Source organism: Devosia sp. SD17-2 (assembly GCF_029201565.1).
Classification (GTDB): Bacteria; Pseudomonadota; Alphaproteobacteria; order Rhizobiales; family Devosiaceae; genus Devosia.
The window spans coordinates 3,925,001-3,927,500 of record NZ_CP104002.1; the positions used below are offsets into that span (position 1 = coordinate 3,925,001).

Genomic DNA, 2,500 nt, shown 5'->3' on the forward strand with positions numbered 1-2,500 from the left:
AATGCGGCGGGCGCTGGGCTGATTGCCCTGGCGAGTATGGTCCTTCGACCACCATCTACAATCGTTGGAACCGTTGGAGCCGCCGCGGTATATGGGCACGCATTCTTGCGGCTCTGACCGAACAGGGCTGGATTGCCGAGACCGCCCAGATCGACAGCAGCTATATCAAGGCCCATCGTTGTGCAGGTGGGGGAAAAGGGGGGCGCGAGCCAATGCCATTGGCATCTCGCGTGGTGGCCGGACCACCAAGGTCCATGCGCTTGTCGACGTTATCGGCAGACCACTCTGCCTCGTCCTGACACCCGGCAATGCCTCGGACATGAAGGGAGCAGATCTGCTCATCGCCCACACAACGGGTATGAAGAGGATTATCGCGGACCGGGGCTATGATGCCAACCGTCTTCGCTCCACTCTTCGAAGTCAAAACACCATCCCGGTGATCCCCGGCCGCAAGAACCGCAAGCGCAAAATCCGATACGATGAGAAACGCTACAAGGACCGCTGGCGCGTTGAGGCCATGTTCTGCCGCCTCAAGGATTTCCGCCGCGTCGCCACACGGTACGACAAGCTCGCTCGGAATTATCTATCTGCCGTCATGCTCGCAGCAGCAGTTGCGTACTGGCTATGATTGAGTCTCAACCCTAAAAATCGGTCGCACACACGTACATTGCCGCTTGGGAAATTTACGTAGAGCGCGCGCATGGTCTTCGTTCTGAATGCCCGGTCAGAGAAACTTCGGGATAATGATCGGGTGTTGACCGTGCCGATCTTTCACGAGGTGCGCCCCCTGGCTGTGATCGGCGCCACCCTGCTTCTTCATAATCCGCGCGACTCCGGCCAATCTCACTTCTACGGCGTCGGACGAATTGCGGACGTCGTACCAGCTCGAGCCCCCCCGAGGAGCTTGGATATCCTCTTTGACGTCGTCGAGAAGTTTTCCAAGCCGCTCATCCTCCAGGAGATGAACAGGCTCATCGAAGCCCAGCCTCGTCCTTTTTACGCCTATTCCAACATCGTGTGGACGCTCCCTGAACGCGCCTATGACTTGGCTATGGAACGCCTGCCGAACACTTCTCTCATGGGACTTGAAGAAGACACTGAGAATCGGTTTCAGGGCGAGACCCATCAAATGCGGCTGGCGCGTATTCGCAGTACACGTGTCCGCAACCACACCTCCGTCCTGTATGGACACGCCTGCCTGTTTTGCGGCGAACTCACACCTGATCTCTCTGGTCGCAAATTCGAGACGGTAATCATCCATATGGTGCCGCTAAAGAACGGTGGACCAGATTCGGTGCGGAACACCTTTCCGTAAGCGGTGTTCTGCGGCCACGTAGGTGTCAGGATCTCGGGAACTGCACGACGTTGTTGCCGCGCATGAAGGCGATGGCGCCCTCGCTTTTCAGTGCGGCCAGGGCTGCATCTCGTGCCTCGCTGTCGGACCGGAACTGGTCGTCCCAGACGTGGCTGGCGTCCTGATAGTCCACGACCTCCAGGTTCCATGTCTCGTCGGTTTCGAGACGATGGATGTTGATGAAGAAGGCATAGCCATCAACGACTACCCGCTGGCTCTTGCCTGATGTGACCAGGTTGGGGTCGTCTTGATCGTTCGTAGAGGGCGCCTCGTTGCTGGTGATTTCCGATTATGCCGCCAGAGCCAACAGCGTCAATCGCCCAGCTGTGAAGCATAATTCCACGGCAGCAGATCGTTGATGCGGCTCTGCTTGTGGTCGCTCACGAGGGCGCGGAGGGTCGTGGCGAGCCAAGCGTAGGGGTCGACGCCGTTCAGCTTGCAGGTTTCGATCAGCGAGGCGATGACGGCCCAGTTTTCGGCGCCAGCATCATGACCGGCAAAGAGCGCGTTTTTCCGGTTCAGCGCAATCGGACGGATAGTCCGCTCGACGGCATTGTTGTCGAGCTCGATGCGGCCATCGGCCAGGAATAGCACCAACCCCGGCCAGTATTTGGCGATGTAGCCCAGTGCCTCCCCGAGGGGCGCTTTCGCGGACACGCGGGCGCGATGATGATCGAGCCATTCTCTTATCCGGGCGGCGGCCGGCGCCGATCTCTGCTGGCGCGCAGCCAGGCGGTCATCCGGGCCCTGGCCTCGGATATCGGCCTCGATGGAATAGAGTTCGCGGATCAGCCTCACACCCTCTTCCGCAATAGGGGCGTTTCCCGCGCGCGTTATATCCACCAACTTGCGGCGGGCATGGGCCCAGCAATAGGCGAGCCTGATATTCGAACCGACGCGTCCAGGCGCGATCAGCCGATTATAGCCGGCATAGCCATCCACCTGCAGGATGCCGCCAAAGCCCTGCAAGATCCGTTCGGCATGAAGGCCGCCTCGGCCGGGCGCGTAGGTGAAGGCAACACCGGGTGGCGCGGTGCCACTCCAGGGCCGATCATCGCGGGCTAGGGCCCAGAAGTAACCGGTCTTGGTTTTTCGGGTACCGGGATCGAGCACCGGCGCGCGAGTTTCGTCCATGAACAGCTTTGA

The 2,500-nt window shown here is 59.8% G+C and carries 3 protein-coding genes and 1 pseudogene (2 of these 4 cut by a window edge); 2 read left to right on the forward strand and 2 right to left on the reverse strand.

The genetic code is table 11. The features are described from left to right. Together NYQ88_RS19260 and NYQ88_RS19265 are read left to right on the forward strand one after the other, a co-directional pair. Positions 1-628, forward strand: a pseudogene (locus NYQ88_RS19260) (IS5 family transposase) (its annotated part extends 46 nt beyond the left edge of the window); the annotation flags it as partial. 72 nt (positions 629-700) lie between these two features. After that, positions 701-1,315, forward strand: coding sequence for a hypothetical protein (locus NYQ88_RS19265; RefSeq protein ID WP_275652693.1), 615 nt, complete (start codon positions 701-703; stop codon positions 1,313-1,315). Between the two features lie 25 nt (positions 1,316-1,340). Here the strand turns inward: NYQ88_RS19265 and NYQ88_RS19270 are convergent, their stop codons facing one another. Both NYQ88_RS19270 and NYQ88_RS19275 read right to left on the reverse strand, forming a co-directional pair. Beyond that, positions 1,341-1,487: a hypothetical protein gene (locus NYQ88_RS19270; RefSeq protein WP_275651118.1), complete on the reverse strand. Its 147-nt coding sequence runs from the start codon at positions 1,485-1,487 to the stop codon at positions 1,341-1,343. Positions 1,488-1,666: 179 nt separating this feature from the next. Next, on the reverse strand, positions 1,667-2,500 hold the 3' portion of the coding sequence (locus NYQ88_RS19275) for an IS66 family transposase (protein ID WP_275651119.1). The gene runs 711 nt beyond the window's last position; 834 of the gene's 1,545 nt are visible here — the last part of the coding sequence; the start codon falls outside the window, past its right edge — the gene reads right to left on this strand; the stop codon is at positions 1,667-1,669.

Coding starts and splice junctions, on each gene's coding strand:
- NYQ88_RS19265 (WP_275652693.1), top strand. CDS start 701: ATGGTCTTCGTTCTGAATGCCCGGTCAGAGAAACTTCGGGATAATGAT.